Below are 18,300 nucleotides of genomic sequence, written 5' to 3'. Positions count from 1 at the left end.
CATGGCGACCAAAGTCAAATTCCTAAGCCGCTCTCCGCCGGACTTGCCGGGCAACCCCCGGTTCGCCCGGCAATTGCCGACGGGCTGGGCCGCGCGCAAAGACCTCGACTTCATTTTCGACATCGAGGCCAGGAACTACGACTGGCTGGTCGTCTATGACGACCTGCCCCGCTTTGTCGGCATGAATGAGGAGCCGCTTGCCTGCCCGCCTGAAAACACGGTGCTGATCACCTCGGAGCCAAGCGGCGTCAAGGTTTACGGCCGGTCTTTCGTGCGCCAATTCGGCCATGTCCTGACCAGCCAGGAACCGGTGGCGCTGCGCCACCCCGACCGTATCTGGCACCAGGCTGGACTGATCTGGTACTACGGCATGGACGAGGACCATCACCGCTATCTGCCCGTCGACAAGATCATTAACCGCGTCCCCGAAAAGACCGAAACGATCGCGACCGTCTGCTCCAGCAAGCGCCAAAGCCATACGCTTCACCGGCTGCGCTATGATTTCACGGAATATGCCGCCAAACACCTGCCGGAACTTCAGGTTTTCGGGCATGGCCGCCGGCCTATGGATGACAAGGCCGAAGCCATCGACAGGTTCCGCTATCATCTGGCGATCGAGAACCACGTCGCCCCGCACCACATCACCGAGAAGCTATCGGACCCGTTTCTCGGCCTTTCGCTGCCCTTCTATTTCGGCGCGCCCAATGTGTTCGATTACTTCCCCGAAGACAGCGTCATCCCGGTCGACATCCGCAAACCGGCCGAAGCCGTCGAGATCATGCGAGCGGCCATCGCCTCCAACGAATATGAGAAGCGTCTGCCGGCGATCATCGAGGCCAAGCGTCGCGTGATCGAGGACTACAATCTGTTTGCGCTGATCGCGGGGATCGTGCGCAGCGACAAGCCGGTGCGTTACGTCCCCCCTGTCACCGCGATCGGCAGCCAGCGCGCCGCGCGCAAGGCCGCCCCGGTCTCGGGCATCATCGATTTCGCCTTCCGCACCGGCTTGCAACTCAAGAACCGTATTGCCAACCTGCGTTCGCCGGACTGGAGCAGCCCCAAGGCGGGTTAAATTCGCAACCAGGCCGATGTACCAAGTACGATAGCGAACAACGCTGAGCACACCATCGCCAGAAGCGCCACATTGCGATAGCTGGTCTCGGACCCGCGCCGGAAGAAATAAGCGCCGAGCGCGGAGCCGCCGGCGCAGAGCGGCGCGGAAAAAAGTCCGAGCAGAACGACGTGAAGGTGAAGCGCGCCCTTGAAGGCCGCCGTCGCCAGCGCGAACACCGCCAGAATCGCGAACAGGATGATCATCGAGGCCCGCTTGGTCCGCGCCGGCACCTCGCGCGCCAGAAAATAGGCCACGACCGGCGGACCGGGCGCTGCGGCAAGCCCGCTGAACAGACCGGCGAAAAACCCGACCGCCGTGGTGGAGACCGCGCCCGGCCGGGGCCCGAGTGAGAACCTGAAGAACAGCGCCGCGGCAGCCCCGGCCGTGATCGTGCCGATCACGATCTGCGCCAGCCAGAGCGGCACGACGGATATGAACAGCAGCCCCACCGGCGTCCCGAAAAGGGCGGCGAGCGTCAGCAGGCCGACGGCGCGGCGATCGGCATGGCCGATGCATTCCGGCAAATCGATCAGAGTCAGCGTGATCTGCACCACCAGCACGGCAAGCACGGCATCAGCCGGCGGCACCAAGATCACCAGAAACGGCATTGCAACCAGCGCCATGCCGAAGCCGGCCAGCCCGCGCAGGAAGGCGCCCATCGCCAGACAGGCGGCAAAGCCGGCGAACACCGGAAAGGAGATGGCAAGGTCGGGCATGCGCCCTCACCTTATGCCGGGATGAGGGGCGACGCCGCGCGTGGTCGCGCGTCTCATTTCTGCGCGCCCGCCTGGCAGGCGGTCACCGCGATCATGTCGAGCACGTCCTCAGCCGAACAGCCGCGCGAGAGATCATTGGCCGGCTTGTCCAGCCCCTGCAGCACCGGCCCGATAGCCGACGCGCCGCCGATGCGCTGGGCGATCTTGTAGCCGATATTGCCGGCCTGGAGATCGGGAAAGATGAAGATATTGGCTTCCCCGCCGAGCGGTTCGCCCGCCCCCTTGGATTTGGCGATCTCGGGAACGAAGGCGGCATCGAATTGCAGCGCGCCGTCGACCGCGAGATCCGGGCGGTTGAGCCGCACCAGCTTCACGGCCTGCTCGACCTTGTCGACCATGGGATGGGAGGCGCTGCCGCGGGTGGCGAACGACAGCATGGCCACGCGCGGCGTATCGCCGGTCAACATCGTGTAGGAACCGGCGGCGGCGATTGCGATCTTGCTGAGTTCGGCGGCATCCGGATCGATGACCAGCCCGCAATCGGAAAACAGAAAGGCGCCCTTCTTGGCATGGTGGTCGGCCTCCAGCATCATCAGGAAGAAGCTGGAGACAAGTCGGGTACCGGGCGCCGCGCCGATCACCTGGATCGCGGTGCGAACCACATCGGCGGTCGAACATGCCGCGCCGGAGACCGTGCCGTCCGCATGCCCGGCCTTCACCATCAGGGCCGCGAAAACATAAGGGTTGCGCGCCGCCTTTTCGGCATCCTCCTCGGTGACGCCCTTGTGCTTACGCAGCGTGAAATAGAGCTTCGAGAGTTCGGGAAGGAGGGGCGAGCTTTCCGGGGAAACCACCTCTATGGCTTCAGGGCAGGTTATGCCGATCTCGGCGCAGAGCTTGTCGATGTCGGCCTTTACGCCGACCAGAATGATACGGGCGATGCCCATCTCGGCCGCCTTGCAGGCTGCCTCCAGCACGCGCCGGTCATTCGATTCCGGCAGAATGATCGTCTTCTTCAGCCGCTTTGCGTTGGCGAAAATCTTCTCTAGCTGGTTCATGTTCTCACCCTGCGGGTCTGATTGCGCTGATCGGGACGACGAGCCCATAAAAAGCATTTCAGGGGCGATTGGCAAGATCGCTCCCTGCCTCATTTTCAGCCGCCAAAGCGGGAAGGCGCGGCCTCCCCGCTCCGCGACGCGCGGCGGCTCACACGGCCTGTTTGCGCATGTCCGCCCGGTTGATGCCGGCGACCGAGACCGGCTTCTTCATGGCATCCCGGCGGAAGGGCTCGCCGAGTTCCTGGTTAAGCACCACCTCGATGAAGGTCGTCTTCTTTTCCTTCATCTGGCGTTCGACGGCCTTGTCGAGCTCCGCGGAAAGCTGGTCCATCGACGTCACCTGCACGCCTTCGACGCCGCAGGCCTTGGCGATATCGGCATAGCGGACATCGAGCGAGAGTTCGGTGCCCACGAAATTGTCGTCAAACCACAGCGTGGTATTCCGCTTTTCGGCGCCCCACTGATAGTTGCGGAAGATCACCATGGTGATCGCCGGCCAGTTGTCGCGCTTCAGCGACACCATCTCGTTCATGGAGATGCCGAAGGCGCCGTCGCCGGCAAAACCGACGACCGGCGTATCCGGCTGGCCGATCTTGGCGCCGACGATCGCCGGAAAGCCGTAACCGCAGGGGCCGAACAGGCCGGGAGCCAGATACTTGCGGCCTTCCTCAAAGGTCGGGTAGGCATTGCCGATCGCGCAGTTATTGCCGATATCGGAGGTAATGATCGCATTCTTCGGCAGCGTCTTCTGGATCGCGCGCCATGCCATGCGCGGGCTCATCCGCTCCGGCTCGCGGGCGCGGGCGCGTTCGTTCCAGGTGGTGCCCTCGTCGTCTTCCTCGTGGTCGAGCGAGGTCAGTTCCTGCGCCCAGGCCGATTTGGTCTTGGCGATCAGCGCCTTGCGGTCGTCGCGATCAATATCGCCCGCATTGTCGGCGAGCTTTTCCAGAATGCTTGTAGCAACCTTCTTCGAATCGCCGACGATGCCGACCGTGACCGGCTTGGTGAGACCGATCCGGTCCGGGTTGATGTCGACCTGAATGATCGCGGCATCCTTCGGCCAGTAATCGATGCCGTAACCAGGCAGTGTGGAGAACGGGTTCAAGCGGGTGCCGAGCGCCAGAACGACGTCTGCCTTGGCGATCAGTTCCATACCGGCCTTGGAGCCGTTATAGCCGAGCGGACCGGCAAACAGCGGATGGTTGCCGGGGAAGGCATCATTATGCTGGTAGCCGACGCAGACCGGTGCACCGAGCCGTTCGGCAAGCGCCTTCGAGGCTTCGATCGCGCCGCCGAGAACGACGCCCGCGCCGTTGAGGATCACGGGGAATTTGGCTTCGCCGAGGAGTTTCGCTGCACGGTCGATCGCCTGTTCACCGCCGGAGGGACGTTCGAACTCGACGATGGCCGGCAGTTCGATATCGATGACCTGGGTCCAGAAATCGCGCGGAATGTTGATCTGCGCCGGGCCACAGGCGCGCTTGGCCTTCAGGATCACGCGGTTCAGCACCTCGGCGATGCGTGAGGCGTCGCGCACTTCTTCCTGATAGGCGACCATGTCCTTGAACAGCGCCATCTGTTCCACTTCCTGGAAGCCGCCCTGCCCCATGGTCTTGTTAGCGGCCTGCGGGGTGACCACCAGAAGCGGCGTGTGGTTCCAGTAGGCGGTCTTGACCGGGGTTACCAGCGAGGTGATGCCCGGCCCGTTCTGGGCAACGACCATCGACATCTTGCCGGAAGCGCGGCTGTAGCCGTCGGCCATCATCCCGGCATTGCATTCATGGGCACAGTCCCAGAACTCTATGCCGGCCTGCGGAAACAGGTCGGAAATCGGCATCATCGCCGAACCGATGATCCCGAACGCGTGCTCGATGCCATGCATCTGAAGAACTTTGACGAAAGCCTCTTCGGTGGTCATTTTCATGGGTGGTCTCCTCTACGAAATTATATTCGGTGTCAGGCGGTCCGGCGGTTGTCCTCACGCACGAGATCGCTGCATTTCTCGCCGATCATGATCGCCGGCGCGTTGGTATTGCCGGAAACAATCTCCGGCATGATGGAACAATCGGCAACGCGAAGGCCTGCAATGCCGCGCACCCGCAGACGCTCGTCGACAACCGCGCGCTCGTCCTGCCCCATTCGGCACGTGCCGGTCGGATGATAGATCGAGGCGGTGTAGTGGCGCGCCCAATCGAGCGTGCCCTCGTAATCATCCATGCCAAGATCGGCGGACGGCCGGAACTCCTCGGAGATCTTCGACTTGAGCGGCGCGTGACGGGCAATCTTCCGGGCGATCCTGACGCCCTCAACGATCGTGCGCCGATCTGTCTCCGTGGAGAGATAGTTTGCGAAGATCTTGGGGTAGGTTCGCGGGTCCGGCCCGTTGAGCACGATCTGGCCGCGGCTTTCCGGCCTGAGCTGGCAGACCGACATGGTAAAGGCGGAAAACGGATGCACGCCTTCGCCGGGACTGTCGGCCGACCACGGTTGAACATGGAACTGGATATCTGGCGTCTCCACATGATCGCCAGTGCGCATGAAGCCGGTGGCAAGGCTTGCCGCCATGGCCATCGGCCCGGCCCGGAACATCGCATATTTCAGCGCGATCCGCGCCTGATTGAACAGCGAGCGGACCTCGTCGTTCAGCGTCGGCTCGTTGCATTTGAACACCAGGCGGGCCTGGAGATGATCCTGCAGATTGCGCCCGACATCCGGCGCGTGATGGACGACCTCGATGCCATTGTCCTTCAGCTGCGCGCCGTCGCCGATGCCCGACAGCATCAGCAGTTGCGGCGAGTTGATCGTGCCCGACGACAGGATCACCTCGCGCCGGCAGGTCACCAGCGCATCGCTTCTGCCATGCGCCAGATAGCTGACGCCGGTGGCGCGGCCATTCTCGATCTCGACCTTCTTCACCAGCGCGCCGGTGACGATCTTAAGGTTGGGGCGGCTCTTGACCGGGTTGAGAAAGGCGACGGCGGCGCTGCAGCGCCGGCCCTTGCGGGCGGTGAGCTGAAAATAGCCGACGCCCTCCTGGGTCTCGCCGTTATAATCCGGGTTGAAGGGGTAGCCCGCCGCGGTGGCGGCCGCCACCCAGGCATCGCAGATCGGGCGCTGCAGCCGCATGTTGGAGACCGAGAGCTCGCCATCGGCGCCATGAAATTCGTCGGCCCCGCGCTCCTGGTTTTCCGAGCGCTTGAACAACGGCAGCACATCCTCCCAACTCCAGCCACGATTGCCCATCTGCGCCCAGCGGTCGTAGTCGCTCGACTGGCCGCGCACATAAAGCAGCCCGTTGAGGGAGGAGGAGCCGCCGAGCACCTTGCCGCGCGGCCAGTCGAGCGAGCGGCCGTTGAGGCCGGGGTCCGGTTCGGTCTTGTAGCACCAGTCAACCGTTGGGTTGTGCATGGTCTTGAAATAGCCGACCGGAATGTGAATCCACGGATTGCGATCCGCCGGCCCCGCCTCCAGCAGCACGACGCTGACATTCGGATCGGCGCTCAGCCGGTTGGCGATGACGCAGCCGGCGGAACCCGCGCCGACGATCACATAATCTGCTTCCAGCCGCTCCATGAGCCCCCCTCAAGCCCTGAATTTGCCGCCGAAGCGACGAAAGTATCTTGCAAGGGCATTCGATATATGATTGATTTCGATACCGCAAGTCTCATTTTTTCATAGGGAGGGAAGAAAATGTCGGGACTGGATGAGAAGCTGCGCAACATATCGCGCCGCGATCTTTTCAAATTATCGGGACGTTTCGGATTGAGCTCGACGCTGCTGGCGGCAAGCTCGATGGCGGGGGTCGTCACACTACCGAGTCTGGCAAAGGCCGTTGAATCTACATACGAAAAACGCTTCGGCAACGAGCCGAAATACACGCTGAAATACGGCGCGGCCGGCTTTAATGCCCAGAACACGCTGATCGAACGCGTCGGCTGCCTGGAATTTGCCCGCGACCTGGAAGAACGCACCAACGGGCTGGTTCGCGTCGAGTTCATCGGCGACAACCAGATCTGCGGCCAGCTCAACTGCGTCGAAAAGACCCAGCTCGGCATTGTCGATATCTACACCGCCTCGACCCAGAACTCGGCCGGCGGCGCACCCTATCTGAACGTGCTCGACTACGCCTACATGTTCCCGGGCCGGGCCTCGCAGTATCACTTCTTCTACAGCCCCGAATCCCAGCGCATCCTGCGCGACCCGCTGGAAAAGCGCCACGGGCTGAAATTCCTGTTCACCCATTGCGAGTTGCGCGGCATCCAGCTCGGCCTGAAATATTCCGACAAGCCGACGATCACCAAGCTCGAGGAACTGTTCGGCACCAAGAACCGGGTCACCGGCACCCAGCTCGGCCGCATCGCGATGCAGCTTCTGAACCTCAACCCAGTTCCGATCGCCTGGGAGGAGACGCTGGACGGGCTGAAGCAGGGCCTTATCGACGGCGCGGAAACCTGGGCCTCGGCCGTGGCCTATGCCAATATGGCGCCGGTGGTCTCGCAGTCGGTGGACCTGAAATTCTTCTGCGGCACCGAGCACACCTCGATGAATGCCAAGGTGTTCGACAGTTTCGAGCCGGAAGTGCAGGACGCGGTGATGGAATCGTCCTACTTCACGCAGGCAGTGATCCAGGGCGCGAACGAGGCCGCACTTGTGAAGACGGTCGGCTTCTCCGATCCACAGCTTCCCAATACGGTGTTTGCCGACAACAATGTCCGCCCGGCCTTCCTTGCCGACGACCAGATCAAGATGGCGGAAGAAATGTGCTCGCCGGAATACAATCCGGAACCGTGGGAACAGTGGCGCGAGCGCCTCAACAACTGGGCCGGCGGCATCGACACCTATGCCGAGATCAGCGCCATCGCGCGGCAGGTGCCGGCCGACATGAAGCCGGAAAACGTCGAGCCGCGCCGCTGGTGGAAGAGCTGACCTGACCCGCTAAAACAAGATTGCGGCCGGCATTTCGAGGAGGAATGCCGGCTGTCGGTAATCATGCCCGCATTTTGGGAGGAGAATGACCTTGGATTCGTTGTTTGGCGAAGCCTGGTCGATCGTCACGGCGATCGGAAGCTGGGATTCTTGGACGATCAGCGAGGCGATGCGCTCCGATGGCGCATGGCTCGTTGGTCTGGTTGTGACGATTGTGGGCGGCCTGCTGGTGGCGTTTATCTACGCCCGCCTGCCCTTCCTCGAACGGCATCTCGAAAAGACGGTGATGATCTGGTCCTACCTCCTGATCGCCACCATTCTCTCGGTGGAAGTCTTCCGCCGCTTCGTCTTTTCCGTTCAGGAGCCGTGGTCGACCACCCTGCCCCCGTTCCTGTTCCTGTTCATGACCTGGGCAGGCTGCGCCTATAACATGAAGTTCCGCAACCATCTGAGTTTCGCAGAGTTCCGCGCCATGATGCCGCGCGCCGGGCAGTTCGCCTGCCTCGTGCTGGACGCGGCACTCTGGCTGGTATTCTCCTGGGTGGTCATCGTCACCTCGACGCGGGTGGTGTTCAACTCCGCCGCCAATTTCCAGATCCTGCTCGGCACCGACAATGTGCTGCAATGGTGGCTTCTCACCTCCGTTCCGGTCAGCTTTCTGCTGATGGCCGGACGCGCCTTCGAAAATCTGGCGATCGACTACCAGAACTACCGGGACGGCGCGCCGCTGATTTCCGCCACGACCCAATTCGGCGACTGAGGAGCCTTTATGTCCGATTCTCTCTGGATCACCCTTATCTCGCTTGGCGCAACCGGCGTATTCCTGCTCGGCGTGCCCGTGTTGCTGGTCATCGGCATCTGGGTCATCGGCATGAGCCTGCTGCTCGGCCTGCCGCTCGACAATCTCGGCTCCGCGCTTTCCGACGTCTTCACCGATGGCTTCGCGCTGCTTGCCATGCCGCTGTTCATCCTCACCGGCGACCTGATCAACCAGTCGGGCATCGCGCGGCGCATGTCGGACTTCGCCTATGCGTGCCTCGGGTGGCTGCGCGGCGGTCTGGCCATGGCCGCGATCGGGGCCTGCGGACTGTTTGCGGCGATCTCCGGCTCCAACTCGGCAACCACCGCCACGATCGGCTCCATGCTGCACCCGGAAATGAAGAAGGGCGGCTATGACGAGCGGTTCTCGGCGGCGACGGCCGCGGCCGGCGGCACGCTCGGCATCATCATTCCGCCGTCGATCATCTTCATCGTCTACGGCTTCCTGATGAACCTGCCGATCTCCGAACTGTTCGTCGCCGGCATCATTCCCGGCATATTGATGGGCCTAGCGATGATGGCGTTCTGCTGGGTCATCTGCTCGATCAATGGCTGGGGCCATCTGATCCGGCTGCAGCCGTCCCGGGTCTTCAAGACCGGCCTCGGCTCCTGGCTCGGCTTCTTCGCCATCGGCATCGTGCTGTGGGGCATCTATACCGGCAAGTTCTCGCCGACGGAGGCCGCCGCCGTCACGGTCGCGTTCTGCGTCGTCGTTGGCTTCATCAGCCTGCCGCTGCACAAGATGATGGGTTCGCCCAGCGAGGACCGCCCGCCGAGCGAACGCAGCTATGGTGAAATGCTGGTGGTGCGCGGCTTCAGCCCGATCGATATTCCGAAGATCACGCTGCGTTCGGCCCAGATCACCGGCATTCTGGCCCCGCTGATCGCAATCTCGGTCGTGATGCAGCAGATCCTGTCGGTCATGGGCGCGGAAGACGCGATCGGCGGTTTCGTGCGCTCCATGGGCGGTTACTATCCGGTGCTGTTCACCGCGATGGCGATCGTCTTCATCACCGGCATGGTGCTGGAAAGCCTGCCGACCACGATCATCATGGCCCCGATCCTGGCGCCGATCGCGGCCTCGATCGGCGTTGATCCGATCCAGTTCGCGGTGATCTTCCTGGTCGGCGCCTCGATCGGCTTCATCACGCCGCCCTACGGGCTGAACCTTTATGTGGCATCGGGCGTGACCGGCGTCTCCTATTTCAGGATATTGCGCTATATCTATCCCTATATCCTGGCGCTTATCGCCGTGTGGATACTGGTGGCGCTTGTGCCTTCGCTTTCCACAATGCTACTGCCGAACAGATAATGCCGCCGGGAGTGGCGATGCCGTTCCCGGACAAACCGAAATGACCAATGTGAACGGTGGCAACCCGTGGACGATCAAACCGGCCAGATACCGACCAACCTTCGCCTGCTGATGGTGCTGGAGGCGCTCGCCGAAGCGGGCGCGCCGGTCACGCCGACGGAGGTCAACCAGGCACTGGGCCTGCCGAAACCGACCATTCACAGGCTTTTCTCGACGCTTGAGGCCGAGGGCTTCATCCAGCGCGAGATCGACGGCCGGGGCTATTCGCCCGGCAGCCGGCTCCGGATCATGTCGGCCGGCATCATGTCGTCACTGAGGATCCGCACCGCCCGTCAGGCGATCCTGACGGCGCTTGCCGAACAGATCAACGAGACCTGCAACATCTCGCTACCGGACCGCGACGCGATGATCTATCTGGAGCGCGTGGAGACCAAATGGCCGCTGAGGATCCAGCTTCCGGTGGGCTCGCGGGTGCCGTTCTACTGCACCTCCGCCGGCAAGATCTATCTGAGTTCGCTCGATGACAAGCATCTGAAAGGCTATCTGAACGCGGCCGAACTGACGCCGCGCGCGGCCAACACCATGACGACGCCCGAGGCGGTCATGGCCGAAATCCAGCGCATCCGCAAGAACGGCTATTCCACCGACAACGAGGAATTCATGGACGGCATGATCGCCGTCGCCGTGCCGATCCGCGACGCCTTCGGCCGCCTGGTCTCGTCGCTTTCCTTCCACGCCCCCTTGCAGCGCCTGTCACTGGAAGAGGCAATCGGCCATGTCGGCCTCTTGAACGAGGCTTCGGCAAAGCTCTCGGCACTGATCACCAGCCCGGCGGAGTGAGGCCGAGGCAGGTCGTTCACGCGTGCAGGCCTCCGCCGACACTCCGAAGTGTCTTCAGGCGTCTTCGCCTCCGTTCACATAGTCCTTGAATTTGGCCAGCGCCGTGCCCTCAAGCTTGCCCTCGCGGATGAAATGTACCTTTCGCGGATCGACCTTGCGACCGTTGATCGAAACCTCGTAATGCAGATGCGCGCCGGTGACGAGGCCGGTCTTGCCGACATAGCCGATCAACTGGCCCTGCTCCACGTGGCTGCCCGCCGCCACGCCCGCGGCAAACTTGCTCTGGTGGCTGTAGCTGGTCTTGTAGCTGTGCCCGTGATCGATCTCGATCATCTTGCCATCGCCGCCATGGGAGCCGGCAAAGGAGACCGTGCCGTCGGCCGCGGCATAGATCGGGGTGCCGACCGGGGCCGCCCAGTCCGCGCCCGCATGCATGCGCGAATAGCCGAGCACCGGATGATGGCGCGGACCGAAACCGGAGGTCGCCCGGCCATCCGGTACCGGATTGCGCAACAGATACTGTCCCAGCCGGTTGCCGTCGCCATCGAAATAGCCGGCCTGCCCGCTTTCCGGATCGCGGTAGCGATAGACGCTGATCTTGTTGCTGCCGAGCTGGAGCACCATGTCGAGCGCCTTCGAGGCCGCCGTCAATGACTGGGCGGGCTTGTCCGCAGCATAGGACAGCCGCAGCCGGTCATCGGGACCGGCAGCACCGTCGGCCTCCGACTTGCCCTCCAGCGGGCTCACGAAATGATCGATCGCGGCGGCCTCGTTCTGCGGCGAGAGCGCAGGCGTACAGGCCGACAGCGCGACGAGGCCTGCCAGCATCACCAGGGGAAACGTTTTCAAACCTTGCCTTCCAAATCAGTTGTCGGCCGGCAAGAGCCCTTGGAATATGGCGGAAATGACACCCGGTTCCGGCAGGAAAATGATGCCGCAGGAATGTCACGAAATCGCCATTGATGGACAATACAATTGTAACTACACTTGGCGTATGGAGTTTGAATGGGACCGCGCCAAAAGCCAAAGAAATCTGGAGAAGCACGGCATCAGCTTCGAAGACGCCTGCCGGATATTCGAAGGGCCGGTGCTGACGAAACGCGACGACCGCTTCGAATACGGAGAAGCCCGCTTCACAAGCATAGGCTCGATCGAAAACCTGCTGATTATCTTGGTGGTGCACACGGGTAGGAACGGACGCACCCGTCTGATTTCAGCGCGGCGCGCCAACAGAAGAGAAAGGGCTCTATTCAATGACGCCATCGAACGCAAAGCTTAAGACCCTTGCCGAACGTGACGACGACGATATCGACTACAGCGACATTCCGGAACTGGACGAGACCTTCTTCCGTGAAGCAAGGCTTGTCGAGCCGGTCGCCAAGACACAGATCACGATGCGTCTCGACAGCGACGTTCTGGAGTGGTTCAGATCACAGGGGAAAGGCTATCAGACCCGCATCAACGCGGTTTTGAAGGCCTATATGAGGACGCAGGAGAAGTAGCCGGCCGTAGTACGGCTCTCATCACGTTGTCACGTAAACACCCCGCCGATCGTATCGGGCGTGGCCGAGTAGCGAGAAAATGCCACCGATCGTAGTGAAATTACAAGAGTCGTTGCTGACGCATTCAGGTATGTGTGCGTTGGCCCAAGCATGGGTTAGCATTCCACTGCGGGTGAGTTCGGCAAATGCCTTGGAAAACTCCGTGAAGGTTACGCCCTTCTGGTGAGGACGTCCGCCTTTGTTATTTGGAATATAGTACACGAGGGCGTCCTCGCCTCTTCGCGTTCCTATTCCTTTAACCATGAACGGGCTGCGCGCCTCAGGCTTCGGAATGACAGTTCCGGGCGGAAGCTGGCGAATACGTTCGATGATCTCGTTGTAGTCAGCTTCCATTCCCGGCTCCCTTTTCCTACCACCACTTCTCCGGCGTGAACCTGCCCGCTGACTGTTCCATCACGGCGGCGGTGCGGAAGAGCGTCTCTTCTTCGAACGGCTTGCCGATGAGCTGGAGGCCGAGGGGGAGGCCCTTGGGGTTGAGGCCAGCGGGCACCGAGATGCCGGGAAGACCGGCCATGTTGACCGTGACCGTGAAGATGTCGTTGAGATACATCTTCACCGGATCGTTGGCCATATCCTGATCGGCGATGCCGAAGGCGGCCGATGGCGTGGCCGGCGTCAGAATGGTGTCGATGCCGTCGGCGAACACGTTTTCGAAGTCGCGCTTGATCAGCGTGCGCACCTTCTGGGCCTTCAGGTAATAGGCGTCGTAATAGCCGGCGGAGAGCACATAGGTGCCGATCATGATGCGGCGCTGCACCTCCTTGCCGAAGCCTTCGGCGCGCGTCTTTTCATACATGTCGGCAATGTCCTTGCCGTCCACGCGCAGCCCGTATCGGACGCCGTCATAGCGGGCGAGGTTGGAAGAGGCCTCGGCGGGCGCGACGATGTAATAGGCGGGCAGCGCGTATTTGGTGTGCGGCAGCGAGATATCGACGATCTCGGCGCCGGCATCCTTCAGGATGGCGATGCCCTGCTGCCAGAGCTTCTCGATCTCCTCGGGCATGCCGTCAACGCGATATTCCCTCGGAATGCCGATCTTCATGCCTTTGACCGACTGGCCGATGGCGGCCTCGTAATCCGGGACCGGCAGATCGACCGAGGTCGTGTCCTTGGCATCGACGCTCGCCATGGATTTCAGCAGGATCGCCGCATCGCGAACATCGCGCGCGATCGGACCGGCCTGATCGAGCGAGGAGGCAAACGCCACCACGCCCCAGCGCGAGCAGCGGCCATAGGTGGGCTTGATTCCGACAGTACCGGTAAACGCCGCCGGTTGGCGGATCGAGCCGCCGGTATCGGTCGCCGTCGCGCCCGCGCACAGATGCGCCGCGACAGCCGCCGCCGAACCGCCGGACGAGCCGCCCGGCACCAGATCCATGTTTGAGCCTTTCGCCTTCCACGGATTGATCACCGGTCCGTAATGGGATGTCTCATTGGAGGAGCCCATGGCGAACTCGTCCATGTTGAGCTTGCCGAGCATCACCGCGCCGTCATCCCAGAGGTTCCGGGTCACGGTCGATTCATATTTCGGCTTGAACCCGTCGAGAATGTGGGATGCCGCCTGGGTATGGACATCGCGCGTGCCGAACAGATCCTTGACCCCGAGCGGAATGCCTTCCAGCGCGCCGGCCGTGCCCTGCGAGAGCTTCAGGTCGGAGGCCTTGGCCATCGCTGTCGCCTGTTCATGGGTGACCGCGACATAGGCGTTGAACGCGGCATTGTGCTCGTCGATCGCCTTCAGATAGGAAGCGGTGAGCTCGGTCGCGGTGATTTCCTTGCCCTTGAGCTTGTCGCGGGCCTCGGCAATGGTCAGGCTTGTCAGTTCGGTCATGTGCGTCACTTTGTTGCGGTCGCTGGGAGAGGCTTCGGGCGTCTATTCGACGACCTTGGGCACCAGGAAGAAATTGCGCTCGGTTTCGGGCGCGTTGGCGACGATGTCGTCGGCCTTGTCGCCGTCGGTGACGACATCTTCGCGCTTCTTCATCGCCATCGGCATGACCGAGGTCATCGGCTCGACGCCGTCGACATTGACCTCGCCAAGCTGTTCGACGAAACCGAGGATCGCGTTCAGCTCGCCGGTCATGCGCTCGGCCGCCTCATCATCGACGGCGATGCGGGCCAGCTTGGCAACACGTTTTACGGTCGCGGTGTCTACGGACATGAAAGCTCTCCGGTTCTAATCTGTCCCTGACGCTATAAAGGGCGTGACCGCCCTTCGCAACGGGGCAATTGATCAGAGTTCTACCGTTTCGCCCGGTTTCGGCGTCAGCACTTCCGTCGGCCCCGAGGCCATGCCGGTCACAAAGGACTCCGGCGTCTGGTCGATGATCGGGAACGTGCCGTAATGGATCGGCAGCACCGTCTCGAAGTTGAAATAGCGCTGGCAGGCAAGCGCCGCCACCGCGCCGCCCATGGTGAACCGGTCGCCGACCGGCACCAGCCCCACCTGCGGGGCATGCAACTCGTTGATCAGCGCCATGTCGGCGAAGATGTCAGTATCGCCCATGTGATAGGTCGTCGGCTCGTCATCGATATGCAGCATCAGCCCGTTGGGATTGCCGAGTGCATGGGAAACGCCGTCCTCGGTGATGAAGGCGGAGGAATGCAGCGCGTTGGTGAAGGTGACGGTGAAGCTTCCGAAATCGATCGTGCCGCCGGTATTGCCGGCCTCCAGCTTTTCCACGCCCTGCTTGCCGAGCCAGGCGGCAAGGTCCGCATTCGCAAGCACGGTCGCGCCCGTCTCCTTGGCGATCGGCACCGTATCACCGAGGTGGTCGCCGTGGCCGTGGGTGAGCAAGATATGGGTGACGCCCTTGACCGCGGCCTCGCGATCAAGGCCCTTGAACGACGGGTTGCCGCTCAGGAACGGGTCAATGAGAATGGTTGCCTTCGCGGTTTCCAGACGAAACGCGGAATGCCCGAGCCAGGTCAGCTTCATTTTGCTTTTCCTCCTTGCTGGCGTTAAGTGTTCCCCAACACCTAATGCGATAGCGCGCCATTTTCCATCAAAGCGTGGCAAAAGGCGCGAAGAAAAACCCAAGAAAAATCGATGACAGTGCAAACGATTGAAGAGCTGGCCGCAGCGCTTGCCCCCGCCACAGCCATTGCCGGGCTCGATCTCGGCACCAAGACCATCGGCCTTGCCGTTTCCGACCTCTCGCGGCGGTTCGCCACGCCGCGGCCGGTGCTGAAGCGGACCAAGTTCACCCGAGACGCCGAAACGCTGCTCGCCTTTGCCGAAAAGGAGCGCATCGCCGGTTTCGTCATCGGCCTGCCGATGAACATGGACGGTAGCGCCGGGCCGCGCGTGCAGGCGACCCGAGCCTTCGTGCGCAGCATGGAGCAGAAGACCGATCTGCCGTTCTGCTTCTGGGACGAGAGGCTGTCGACGGTGGCGGCAGAGCGCGCGCTGCTGGAAATGGATGTCTCGCGCCAGAAACGCGCCGGGCGGATCGATTCGGCGGCCGCCTCGTTTATCCTGCAAGGCGCGCTCGACCGCATGGCAGCCATCGGCCGGCAGCAATGACCTTCTATTCCTGCATCGGCTCCAGATCGCCGCGCAGCATGCGGTGGGGATCGAACATGTAATCCACGAAAGCGATCGCCAGCAGGATCGCGCCGCTGACGGCGAGTTCCACCGGCAGGCATGCGAGACACACGCCCAGTATCGCCACCTGATAACGCCGCAAGCGGACTTCCTGCATTTGTTTTATCCTTTGCGTCTTATCTCTGGCAGAAACCGCAGCCATCTGGCAAGCAATGATCCTCGCCAAAGTTAACCGAAGCGCAACTCACAGCCGGAAAACCGCATGCTCCTCATTTTTGAAAGCGTCCTGCCGATCTTCCTCGTCATCGCCTTCGGCGCGGTGCTGAAGCGCGTTCCGCTGTTCAGCGAGGCATTCTGGTCCGGCCTCAACCAGCTCGGCTATTATGTGCTGTTTCCGGCATTGCTGGTCACCACGCTGGCGCGGGCGGATTTCTCCTCGCTCGACGCCGGCAGCATCGGCTGGGTCGCGCTTCTGGCCGTTGCCGCGATAACCGCGCTTTCAATCGCGCTCTGGCCCATCCTGAGGCGCACCGGCCTCAGCCGGCCGGCCTTCACCTCGGTGTTCCAGACGACAACCCGCTGGAACGCCTTTGTGGCGCTCGCGATCGCCGACAAGTTTGCCGGCCTTGAGGGCATGGCTGTGATCTCGCTGATGATGACGGCGACGATCGTGCCGCTCAACATCATCAATGTTCTCGTGCTGGTCTCGTTTTCGGAGGAAAAGACCGACATCAGGGTCATGGTGCGCAATGTCGTCACCAATCCGATGATTATCGCCGCCCTCGTCTCGATCATCATCAATGTCTTGGGCATACCGATCTACGATCCGCTTTATGCCGCCCTCGATCTGCTTGCCCGCGCGGCGCTCGGCATGGGCCTACTTCTGGTCGGCGCGGGGCTGGTGATTGCCGACGCGCTGAAGCCCAAGCCGATGGTGCTGCTGCCGACGGCGCTGAAGCTGATCCTGTTTCCGCTGGTCACCTATGCGCTTGCCACGGCCTTCGGCATCACCGGCATGACGCTCACCGTCATGGTGCTCGGCGCCAGCGTTCCCACCGCCATGAACGGCTATGTGCTCGCCCGCCAGCTCGGTGGCGACGCCCGGCTCTATTCCGCCGTCGTCACCGTGCAAACGGTGGTATCGATCATCACGCTGCCGGTCGCCCTGCTGCTCGTGGGCGGCGGCTGAGACCATGGCAAGGCCGGTCTTCATCAATACGCTCGTCTTCGTTTCCGACATGAAACGGTCGCTCGCCTTCTATTGCGATCTGCTCGGCCAGACGATCGCGCAGGACCACGGCGATTTCGTCCAACTGGAAAACGGACTAGCGCTCCATACCGGCCCGGCGCTGGAGGCGATCATGTTCGGCGCGCCTGCCGGCGATCGAAGTCGCTACGGCCGCGGCAATCTCGTGCTCTATTTCGAGACCGACGAACTGGAGACGACGGTAGCGCGGATGGCGCAGGAAACCGAGCTGATCCACCCGATCGAAGCCCAGGCCTGGGGGCAGAAGGTGTTTCGCTGCTATGATCCGGACGGACACATTGTCGAGGTTGGGGAGCCGATGTAGCGCTGCTGCGGGCCAGGAGTTCCTAAGGCAGGAATATGTCCTCGATTGCCAGTTCGAACAGGCGCGCGATCGCAAAGGCGAGCGGCAGGCTCGGATCGTAACGTCCGCGTTCAAGCGCGTTGACGGTCTGGCGGGACACATCGAGCCGCGTGGCCAGATCCGCCTGCGACCAGCCGCGGGCGCGCCGCAGATCCTGAATACGGTTGTTCATCGATAGCGTATCCGCCCGACCACCAGACCGGCCACCCAAAGCACCGCCATCAGCGGCCAGACGACGAACATTGAAAGCCGCGGCAGGCCAATGCCTTCCAGAAACCCATAGCCGAAGGTGATCAGCGCCGTGCCCGCGAACGCGAGCGACAGCGCCTCCAGCTGCAATTTGCGCTGCATTTCATCGAGCCTGGCGATCGAACGAAACACGATCCAGCATATCCCCGCCGCCGGCAGCATGGGCGCGATCGAGAGGGAGATGCGCAACCAATCGGGCTCGACGCCACCTGCCAGAAGCCGTTGGGCGAGCAAGAGCGTCAGCATATATGCCGCGAGGCCTGCGAACATCACACCAAGATATTTTCTCATAGCGCACCTCCTGTAAAGCTTGCTTTACATTGAAGTTGAGCATTCCCGATGTCAAGCTCACTTTCCATGGATTGTAATCGCGCCAATAAAAAAGCCCCGCCGGATCGCTCCGGCGGGGCTTTCAAATTTCGTTCGATCAAGTCTTACTTGATGATCGAGGCGACGATGCCGGCGCCGACGGTGCGGCCGCCTTCGCGGATGGCGAAGCGCAGCTTTTCTTCCATCGCGATCGGAACGATCAGCTCGACGTCAACCG

General features: G+C 62.1%; 23 protein-coding genes. 10 read left to right on the top strand and 13 right to left on the bottom strand.

What is annotated here, in order from left to right:
• Position 1 precedes the first annotated feature (1 nt).
• On the top strand, positions 2-1,072 hold the full coding sequence (locus V6766_RS21055) for a glycosyltransferase family 10 domain-containing protein (RefSeq protein ID WP_448469878.1): 1,071 nt from the start codon (positions 2-4) through the stop codon (positions 1,070-1,072).
• On the opposite strand, the gene V6766_RS21050 is transcribed toward V6766_RS21055, so the two are convergent.
• The 4 genes from V6766_RS21050 to V6766_RS21035 form a co-directional block, all read right to left on the bottom strand.
• Positions 1,069-1,830 (bottom strand): sulfite exporter TauE/SafE family protein, encoded by a 762-nt coding sequence (locus tag V6766_RS21050; protein WP_448469876.1) that lies wholly within the window; start codon positions 1,828-1,830, stop codon positions 1,069-1,071. The genes V6766_RS21055 and V6766_RS21050 overlap by 4 nt on opposite strands.
• Positions 1,831-1,883: 53 nt before the next feature.
• Positions 1,884-2,888: a phosphate acetyltransferase gene (gene pta / locus V6766_RS21045; protein ID WP_448469874.1), complete on the bottom strand. Its 1,005-nt coding sequence runs from the start codon at positions 2,886-2,888 to the stop codon at positions 1,884-1,886.
• A gap of 148 nt (positions 2,889-3,036) precedes the next feature.
• Entirely contained in the window at positions 3,037-4,812 is a 1,776-nt protein-coding gene (xsc, locus tag V6766_RS21040) for a sulfoacetaldehyde acetyltransferase (protein ID WP_448469872.1), read from the bottom strand.
• 32 nt (positions 4,813-4,844) lie between these two features.
• Positions 4,845-6,461: a GMC family oxidoreductase gene (locus V6766_RS21035; protein ID WP_448469870.1), complete on the bottom strand. Its 1,617-nt coding sequence runs from the start codon at positions 6,459-6,461 to the stop codon at positions 4,845-4,847.
• Between the two features lie 117 nt (positions 6,462-6,578).
• Between V6766_RS21035 and V6766_RS21030 the strand changes: the two genes are divergently transcribed.
• The 4 genes from V6766_RS21030 (at position 6,579) to V6766_RS21015 (ending at position 10,785) form a co-directional block, all read left to right on the top strand.
• Positions 6,579-7,814, top strand: coding sequence for a TRAP transporter substrate-binding protein (locus tag V6766_RS21030; RefSeq protein ID WP_448469868.1), 1,236 nt, complete (start codon positions 6,579-6,581; stop codon positions 7,812-7,814).
• 91 nt (positions 7,815-7,905) lie between these two features.
• Positions 7,906-8,574, top strand: a complete 669-nt coding sequence (locus tag V6766_RS21025; RefSeq protein ID WP_448469866.1) for a TRAP transporter small permease — start codon at positions 7,906-7,908, stop codon at positions 8,572-8,574.
• 9 nt (positions 8,575-8,583) lie between these two features.
• Complete coding sequence (locus V6766_RS21020) at positions 8,584-9,945, top strand: TRAP transporter large permease (protein ID WP_448469864.1); 1,362 nt, start codon at positions 8,584-8,586, stop codon at positions 9,943-9,945.
• 66 nt (positions 9,946-10,011) lie between these two features.
• On the top strand, positions 10,012-10,785 hold the full coding sequence (locus tag V6766_RS21015; protein WP_230720847.1) for an IclR family transcriptional regulator: 774 nt from the start codon (positions 10,012-10,014) through the stop codon (positions 10,783-10,785).
• Between the two features lie 54 nt (positions 10,786-10,839).
• On the opposite strand, the gene V6766_RS21010 is transcribed toward V6766_RS21015, so the two are convergent.
• On the bottom strand, positions 10,840-11,634 hold the full coding sequence (locus V6766_RS21010; protein ID WP_448469862.1) for a M23 family metallopeptidase: 795 nt from the start codon (positions 11,632-11,634) through the stop codon (positions 10,840-10,842).
• A 46-nt stretch (positions 11,635-11,680) separates the two neighbouring features.
• Between V6766_RS21010 and V6766_RS21005 the strand changes: the two genes are divergently transcribed.
• Together V6766_RS21005 and V6766_RS21000 are read left to right on the top strand one after the other, a co-directional pair.
• Positions 11,681-12,064, top strand: a complete 384-nt coding sequence (locus tag V6766_RS21005) for a BrnT family toxin (protein ID WP_448469860.1) — start codon at positions 11,681-11,683, stop codon at positions 12,062-12,064.
• Positions 12,039-12,287, top strand: coding sequence for a BrnA antitoxin family protein (locus tag V6766_RS21000; RefSeq protein WP_448469858.1), 249 nt, complete (start codon positions 12,039-12,041; stop codon positions 12,285-12,287). The genes V6766_RS21005 and V6766_RS21000 overlap by 26 nt, the downstream gene beginning before the upstream one ends.
• A 21-nt stretch (positions 12,288-12,308) precedes the next feature.
• On the opposite strand, the gene V6766_RS20995 is transcribed toward V6766_RS21000, so the two are convergent.
• From V6766_RS20995 to V6766_RS20980, 4 genes are all read right to left on the bottom strand, one after another.
• Positions 12,309-12,680, bottom strand: a complete 372-nt coding sequence (locus V6766_RS20995) for a hypothetical protein (protein ID WP_448469856.1) — start codon at positions 12,678-12,680, stop codon at positions 12,309-12,311.
• A 16-nt stretch (positions 12,681-12,696) separates the two neighbouring features.
• Entirely contained in the window at positions 12,697-14,178 is a 1,482-nt protein-coding gene (gatA, locus tag V6766_RS20990) for an Asp-tRNA(Asn)/Glu-tRNA(Gln) amidotransferase subunit GatA (RefSeq protein WP_448469854.1), read from the bottom strand.
• Between the two features lie 42 nt (positions 14,179-14,220).
• Positions 14,221-14,508 (bottom strand): Asp-tRNA(Asn)/Glu-tRNA(Gln) amidotransferase subunit GatC, encoded by a 288-nt coding sequence (gatC, locus tag V6766_RS20985; protein WP_448469848.1) that lies wholly within the window; start codon positions 14,506-14,508, stop codon positions 14,221-14,223.
• A 72-nt stretch (positions 14,509-14,580) separates the two neighbouring features.
• Positions 14,581-15,285, bottom strand: coding sequence for a metal-dependent hydrolase (locus V6766_RS20980; RefSeq protein ID WP_448469846.1), 705 nt, complete (start codon positions 15,283-15,285; stop codon positions 14,581-14,583).
• A gap of 111 nt (positions 15,286-15,396) precedes the next feature.
• Between V6766_RS20980 and ruvX the strand changes: the two genes are divergently transcribed.
• Entirely contained in the window at positions 15,397-15,873 is a 477-nt protein-coding gene (ruvX, locus tag V6766_RS20975) for a Holliday junction resolvase RuvX (protein WP_448469844.1), read from the top strand.
• Positions 15,874-15,877: 4 nt separating this feature from the next.
• Here the strand turns inward: ruvX and V6766_RS20970 are convergent, their stop codons facing one another.
• Positions 15,878-16,051, bottom strand: coding sequence for a hypothetical protein (locus V6766_RS20970; protein ID WP_448469842.1), 174 nt, complete (start codon positions 16,049-16,051; stop codon positions 15,878-15,880).
• A 105-nt stretch (positions 16,052-16,156) separates the two neighbouring features.
• Here V6766_RS20970 and V6766_RS20965 point away from each other — a divergent pair, with 105 nt between their 5' ends.
• Positions 16,157-17,083, top strand: coding sequence for an AEC family transporter (locus V6766_RS20965; protein ID WP_448469840.1), 927 nt, complete (start codon positions 16,157-16,159; stop codon positions 17,081-17,083).
• Positions 17,084-17,087: 4 nt separating this feature from the next.
• Positions 17,088-17,465 carry a VOC family protein gene (locus V6766_RS20960; protein ID WP_448469838.1) on the top strand — a complete coding sequence of 126 codons (378 nt, stop codon included), beginning with the start codon at positions 17,088-17,090 and terminating at the stop codon, positions 17,463-17,465.
• A gap of 22 nt (positions 17,466-17,487) precedes the next feature.
• On the opposite strand, the gene V6766_RS20955 is transcribed toward V6766_RS20960, so the two are convergent.
• The 3 genes from V6766_RS20955 to V6766_RS20945 form a co-directional block, all read right to left on the bottom strand.
• Positions 17,488-17,676 carry a helix-turn-helix transcriptional regulator gene (locus V6766_RS20955; protein WP_448469836.1) on the bottom strand — a complete coding sequence of 63 codons (189 nt, stop codon included), beginning with the start codon at positions 17,674-17,676 and terminating at the stop codon, positions 17,488-17,490.
• On the bottom strand, positions 17,673-18,044 hold the full coding sequence (locus V6766_RS20950; RefSeq protein ID WP_448469834.1) for a hypothetical protein: 372 nt from the start codon (positions 18,042-18,044) through the stop codon (positions 17,673-17,675). Before V6766_RS20950 ends, V6766_RS20955 begins: the two co-directional genes overlap by 4 nt.
• Before the next feature lie 143 nt (positions 18,045-18,187).
• Positions 18,188-18,300: EF-Tu C-terminal domain-related protein (locus V6766_RS20945; protein WP_448469928.1), on the bottom strand; the 113-nt coding region annotated here is incomplete at its 5' end.

This window comes from Martelella sp. AMO21009, from assembly GCF_053484295.1.
The sequence above is the reverse complement of the archived record's forward strand: the minus strand, read 5'-3'. Positions and strand labels throughout refer to the sequence as shown.

Excerpts from the sequence above, each read along its gene's own strand:
- V6766_RS21000 (WP_448469858.1), top strand. The coding sequence starts at position 12,039 with ATGACGCCATCGAACGCAAAGCTTAAGACCCTTGCCGAACGTGACGAC.
- V6766_RS20965 (WP_448469840.1), top strand. The coding sequence starts at position 16,157 with ATGCTCCTCATTTTTGAAAGCGTCCTGCCGATCTTCCTCGTCATCGCC.
- pta (WP_448469874.1), bottom strand. The coding sequence starts at position 2,888 with ATGAACCAGCTAGAGAAGATTTTCGCCAACGCAAAGCGGCTGAAGAAG.
- gatC (WP_448469848.1), bottom strand. The coding sequence starts at position 14,508 with ATGTCCGTAGACACCGCGACCGTAAAACGTGTTGCCAAGCTGGCCCGC.
- V6766_RS20955 (WP_448469836.1), bottom strand. The coding sequence starts at position 17,676 with ATGAACAACCGTATTCAGGATCTGCGGCGCGCCCGCGGCTGGTCGCAG.
- V6766_RS21020 (WP_448469864.1), top strand. The coding sequence starts at position 8,584 with ATGTCCGATTCTCTCTGGATCACCCTTATCTCGCTTGGCGCAACCGGC.
- V6766_RS20970 (WP_448469842.1), bottom strand. The coding sequence starts at position 16,051 with ATGCAGGAAGTCCGCTTGCGGCGTTATCAGGTGGCGATACTGGGCGTG.
- V6766_RS21050 (WP_448469876.1), bottom strand. The coding sequence starts at position 1,830 with ATGCCCGACCTTGCCATCTCCTTTCCGGTGTTCGCCGGCTTTGCCGCC.
- V6766_RS21030 (WP_448469868.1), top strand. The coding sequence starts at position 6,579 with ATGTCGGGACTGGATGAGAAGCTGCGCAACATATCGCGCCGCGATCTT.
- V6766_RS20950 (WP_448469834.1), bottom strand. The coding sequence starts at position 18,044 with ATGAGAAAATATCTTGGTGTGATGTTCGCAGGCCTCGCGGCATATATG.
- V6766_RS20995 (WP_448469856.1), bottom strand. The coding sequence starts at position 12,680 with ATGGAAGCTGACTACAACGAGATCATCGAACGTATTCGCCAGCTTCCG.
- V6766_RS20960 (WP_448469838.1), top strand. The coding sequence starts at position 17,088 with ATGGCAAGGCCGGTCTTCATCAATACGCTCGTCTTCGTTTCCGACATG.
- gatA (WP_448469854.1), bottom strand. The coding sequence starts at position 14,178 with ATGACCGAACTGACAAGCCTGACCATTGCCGAGGCCCGCGACAAGCTC.
- ruvX (WP_448469844.1), top strand. The coding sequence starts at position 15,397 with ATGACAGTGCAAACGATTGAAGAGCTGGCCGCAGCGCTTGCCCCCGCC.
- xsc (WP_448469872.1), bottom strand. The coding sequence starts at position 4,812 with ATGAAAATGACCACCGAAGAGGCTTTCGTCAAAGTTCTTCAGATGCAT.
- V6766_RS20980 (WP_448469846.1), bottom strand. The coding sequence starts at position 15,285 with ATGAAGCTGACCTGGCTCGGGCATTCCGCGTTTCGTCTGGAAACCGCG.
- V6766_RS21005 (WP_448469860.1), top strand. The coding sequence starts at position 11,681 with ATGGCGGAAATGACACCCGGTTCCGGCAGGAAAATGATGCCGCAGGAA.
- V6766_RS21055 (WP_448469878.1), top strand. The coding sequence starts at position 2 with ATGGCGACCAAAGTCAAATTCCTAAGCCGCTCTCCGCCGGACTTGCCG.
- V6766_RS21035 (WP_448469870.1), bottom strand. The coding sequence starts at position 6,461 with ATGGAGCGGCTGGAAGCAGATTATGTGATCGTCGGCGCGGGTTCCGCC.